The sequence below is a fragment of the Phenylobacterium sp. genome, from assembly GCF_016793225.1.
GTDB lineage: Bacteria > Pseudomonadota > Alphaproteobacteria > Caulobacterales > Caulobacteraceae > Phenylobacterium.
Genome location: NZ_JAEUMN010000173.1, coordinates 1 through 4,716, shown reverse-complemented (window position 1 = coordinate 4,716; position 4,716 = coordinate 1). Strand labels below are relative to the sequence as shown.

The 4,716-nt window shown below is 71.1% G+C and carries 4 protein-coding genes; all 4 read left to right on the top strand.

All coding sequences use genetic code 11. The features are described from left to right. On the top strand, positions 1–1,141 hold a 1,141-nt coding region (locus JNK30_RS20385; protein WP_293485165.1), incomplete at its 5' end, for an acyl-CoA dehydrogenase family protein. A 14-nt stretch (positions 1,142–1,155) separates the two neighbouring features. Next, positions 1,156–2,415, top strand: a complete 1,260-nt coding sequence (locus JNK30_RS20380) for an acyl-CoA dehydrogenase family protein (protein ID WP_293485163.1) — start codon at positions 1,156–1,158, stop codon at positions 2,413–2,415. After that, entirely contained in the window at positions 2,412–3,185 is a 774-nt protein-coding gene (locus JNK30_RS20375) for an SDR family NAD(P)-dependent oxidoreductase (RefSeq protein ID WP_293485161.1), read from the top strand. Before JNK30_RS20380 ends, JNK30_RS20375 begins: the two co-directional genes overlap by 4 nt. Positions 3,186–3,252: 67 nt before the next feature. Further along, entirely contained in the window at positions 3,253–4,698 is a 1,446-nt protein-coding gene (locus tag JNK30_RS20370) for an alpha/beta hydrolase domain-containing protein (protein WP_293485159.1), read from the top strand. Positions 4,699–4,716: the final 18 nt, after the last annotated feature.

The following is a 4,716-nucleotide window of genomic DNA, read 5'->3' as shown; positions in this document are numbered from 1 at the left end:
GCAGACGACGGAGCTCGCCATGAACCTCGACTTTTCCGACGACCAGAAGGCGCTGCAGGCGCAGGTCCGCCGCTTCCTGGACGAGAAGTGCCCCACCAGCGCGCCGCGCGCGATCCTGGAGGGGCCCGAGCCGTACGACCGAGCGCTCTACGCGGGGCTGGCCGAACTGGGCGTCCTGGGGGTGGCGATCCCGGAGGCCTACGGGGGCATGGGCCTGGGCCATCTGGAACTCTGCCTGATCGCCGAGGAGCTGGGCCGCGCGATCGCGCCCGTGCCGGTGAGTTCGTCGATCTATCTCTGCGCCGAGTTCCTGCTGCTGGCGGGGACCGAGGCGCAGAAGCAGGCGTGGCTGCCCAAGCTGGCGAGCGGCGAGGCGGTGGGGACGTTCGCCTATGTCGAGGCCTCGGGCCGCGTCCAGCCGGAGGCGATCAAGGCCGGCTTCCAGAACGGCAAGCTCTCGGGGACCAAGATCGTCGTGCCCGACGGCGACGTCGCCGACGTGGCGGTGGTGCTGGCCAAGGCGGCGGGCGGCCTGCAGCTCGTCCTGGTCGACCTCAACGGACCCGGCGTGACGCGCACGCCGGTCGAGACGATCGACCCCACGCGCAGCTACGCAAAGCTGACCTTCGACGGCGCGCCGGGCGAGCCGCTGGGCGCCGCCGGCGACGGCTGGGGGCTGACCGAGCGGGTGATCGACCGGGCGGCGATCCTGATGGCCTACGAGCAGGTGGGCGGCGCGGACCGCGCGCTGGAGATGGCCCGCGACTATGCGCTCGACCGGATGGCGTTCGGGCGGCAGATCGGCTCGTTCCAGGGCATCAAGCACATGCTGGCCGACATGTACGTCTCGGCCACGCTCGCGCGGTCGAACTGCTACTACGCCGCCTGGGCGCTCTCGACCGAGGCCGCGGAGCTGCCGGTGGCGGCGGCGACGGCGCGGGTCTCGGCGACCACGGCCTTCCAGCACTGCGCCAAGAACAACATCCAGGTGCACGGCGGCATGGGCTTCACCTGGGCCTTCGACTGCCACCTCTACTACCGCCGGGCCAACGCCCTGGCCCTCTCCCTGGGCTCGCTTTCGACCTGGGAGAGCCTGCTGATCGAACGCATGAGCGCCGGCAACGCCGAAGCGGCGGCCTGAACGGAGCAAAGACGATGAACTTCGACGACACCCCCGAAGAAGCCGCCTTCCGCGCCGAGGCGCGGCGCTGGATCGAGGCGAACGCGCCCAGGCACCTGGAGGCCGAGCTGAAGCGCGCCAGCTTCGCCTCGAGCGGCATCGAGAGCGAGGATCCGATGGCCGCCTCCAAGGCCTGGCAGAAGAAGAAGGCCGAGGGCGGCTGGGCGTGCCTGCACTGGCCGAAGGAGTACGGCGGCCGCGCCGCCACGCCGATCGAGCGGGTGATCTTCGGCCAGGAGGAGGGCGTCTACGGCGCGCTCTCGGGGCCCTTCATCATCGGCCACGGCATGTGCGGCCCCACGGTGATGACGTGGGCCAGCGAGGACTGGAAGCGCAAGCTGCTGCCGCCGCTGGCGAGCGGCGAGGAGATCTGGTGCCAGCTGTTCTCGGAACCGGCCGGCGGGTCGGACCTCGCCGGCCTGCGCACCAAGGCCGAGCCGGCCAAGGACGGCTCGGGCGACTGGATCATCAACGGGTCGAAGGTGTGGACAAGCGGGGCCCAGCACTCGCAGTGGGGCCTGCTGATCACGCGGACCGACCCGAACGTGCCCAAGCACAAGGGCCTGACGATGTTCTTCCTGCGGATGGACTCGCCGGGCGTCGAGGTGCGGCCGATCAAGCAGGCGAACGGCCAGTCGGGCTTCAACGAGGTCTTCTTCAACGACGTGCGCATCCCCGACAGCCAGCGGCTGGGCGCGGTGGGCCAGGGCTGGGAGGTCTCGCTGACCACGCTCATGAACGAGCGCCTGTCGATCGGCTCGGGCATGTCGAACGGCTTCCCCGAGCTGTTCCGCTACTGCCTTGAGGCCGAGATCGACGGGAAGCCCGCGGTGGACGACTCCAACGTCCGCTCGAAGCTGGCCCAGTTCGCCGTGCGCCAGTCGGGGCTGAAGTACACCGGCATGCGGGCCATCACGGCGCTGTCCAAGGGCCAGACGCCGGGGCCGGAGAACTCCATCGGCAAGCTGGTGGCCGGCGCCAACATGCAGGACCTCTCGATGTTCGCCCTGGACCTGCAGGGCCAGGCCGGCGTCGCCTGGGACGAGGACAGTCCGCAGAACGGCCGCTTCCAGGGCATGCTGATGCGCTCGCCGGCGACGCGGATCGAAGGCGGATCGGACGAGATCCTGCGCAACATCATCGGCGAGCGGGTCCTGGGCCTGCCCGGCGACATCCGCGTCGACAAGGACGTGGCGTTCAAGGACATCCCGACAAGCGGCAGGACCAAGGCATGAGCTTCCCCCTTCCCAACAATTCGGTCGATCTCACGGGGCAGGTGGCGCTGGTCACCGGCGCGTCGTCGGGCCTCGGCTACCGGTTCGCCAAGGTCCTGGCGGCGTGCGGCGCCAAGGTCGCCATCGCGGCCCGGCGGGTGGACAAGCTGGAGGCCCTGGCGAAGGAGATCCGCGACGCGGGCGGCGTGGCGCTGCCCATCGCCATGGACGCGACCCAGGCCGATCAGCTGATCGCGGCGGTGGAAACCGCCGAGAAGGAGCTCGGCACGGTCCAGATCCTGATCAACAACGCCGGCATCCCCGACGCCCAGCGGGCTCACAAGATGTCGCTGGAGCTGATCGACCAGGTGCTGGACATCAACGTCCGCGCGCCGTTCATCCTGGCCTGCGAGGTGGCCCGGCGGCTGATCGCGGCCGAGAAGCCCGGTCGGATCGTCAACATCGCCTCGGTGGCGGCCTTCTCGTACGGCGGCGGCGGGGCGGCGCTCTACTCCGTGAGCAAGGCCGCGGTGGCGCGCTCGGCCGAGGTGCTGGGCGTGGAGTGGTCGCGCTACCACATCAACGTCAACGCCATCGCGCCCGGGGCCTTCGCCTCGGAGATGATGGACGGGATGATGAGCCGGGTGGGCGACCTCACCAAGCGCTTCCCGCGCCAGCGCCTGGGCGATCCGGCGCAGCTGGACTCCACGCTCCTCTACCTGGTGGGACCGGCCTCGGAGGCGGTCACCGGCACCGTGATCCGCGTGGACGACGGCCAGGGCGGAAGATAGCGTCAGGCGGTCCCGCAACCTCGGACGGAGGCGCGGGACGACGAGAAGAAGGTCGGGGAGACGTGGGATGCGGACCTGGATCGCTGGCGTGATGTTGGTGCTGGGTCTGGCCACGGCCGCCCTGGCCGCGACCCCCGAGGTCAAGGCCACGCCCGGACAGCCGGTGCTGGCGCTGGCGTCGTACGACCTGAAGACCGTCGGCTACACGGTCGAGGAGTACTTCCTGAAGGGTACGGCCCAGTCCTACCGCAAGGTGGGCGAGGCGGGCCCCGACGGGCGCTGGCAGGCCGAGCCCGCGGCGACCGCGCCCTACGCCACCCGGATCGTGGTGGTGCGGCCCACAGATCCCAAGCGCTTCAACGGCACGGTGGCGGTCGAGTGGCTGAACGTCACCGGCGGCCTGGACGTGGGGCCGGTTTGGTCGTTCACGCACCGCGAGATGCTGCGCTCGGGCTACGTCTGGGTCGGCGTCTCGGTGCAGAAGGTGGGCGTCGAGGGCGGGCCCAGCATGGGCGGCGGCCTGGGCGGCGCGCTGAAGCGGGCCAATCCCGCGCGCTATGGCGAGCTCAGCCACCCCGGCGACGCCTACGCCTTCGACATCTTCACCCAGGCGGGCCGCGCGGTGCGCGAGGCCGATGTGCTGGGCGGCCTGAAGCCGAAACGCCTGCTGGCGCTGGGCGAGTCGCAGTCGGCGATCTTCATGACCACCTACATCAACGCCATAGACCCGATGGCGAAGGTCTACGACGGCTACTTCGTGCACTCACGCTTCGGCGGCGCGCCGGGCGTCGACGCCTCGCGGACCATGCCGCAGCAGGCGCAGGCCGGCGTCCGCTTCCGTCCCGACCTGCGGGTGCCGGTGATGACGCTTCTGGCCGAGACCGACGTGGTCAGCCCCGGCGGCTGGTGGATGGCCGAGCAGCCCGACAACGCCAGGCTCCGCGTCTGGCAGATCCCCGGCGCGGCGCACGCCGACGTCTACATGTTCCAGGTGGCGGCCAACGACTCGGGCCTGGCGCCGATCGAGAAGCTGGCCCCGCTGTGGAAGCCGTCGGCGGTCACCATCGTGGGTAAGCTGGCCAAGCCCATCAACGGCGCGCCGCAGCACCACTACGTGGCCCAGGCGGCGATGGCCGGGCTGGAGGCCTGGGTGCGCACCGGCAAGGCTCCGCCGACGGGCCCGCGGCTGACGGTCACGCCAGGCGAGGGGGCGGCGCCGCCCAAGCTGGTGCTGGACGCCAACGGCAACGCCACCGGCGGCATCCGGACGCCCTGGCAGGACGTCCCCACCGCCAAGCTTTCCGGCTTCGGGAACTCGGGCGGTCCGTTCGCCGGGCTGGTCGGCTCGACCGAGCCGTTCGACGCCGCCACCCTGGCGCGGCTCTACCCCGGCGGTCGCGAGGACTACCTGAAGGCGTTCGACGCGGCGCTGGCGAAGGCGGTGAAGGCCGGCTTCATCCTGAAGGCCGACCAGGCCGAGGCCCGGGCGCTCGCCGCGGCGATGTACCCCTGAGCGCCGGCCGCGTGGACG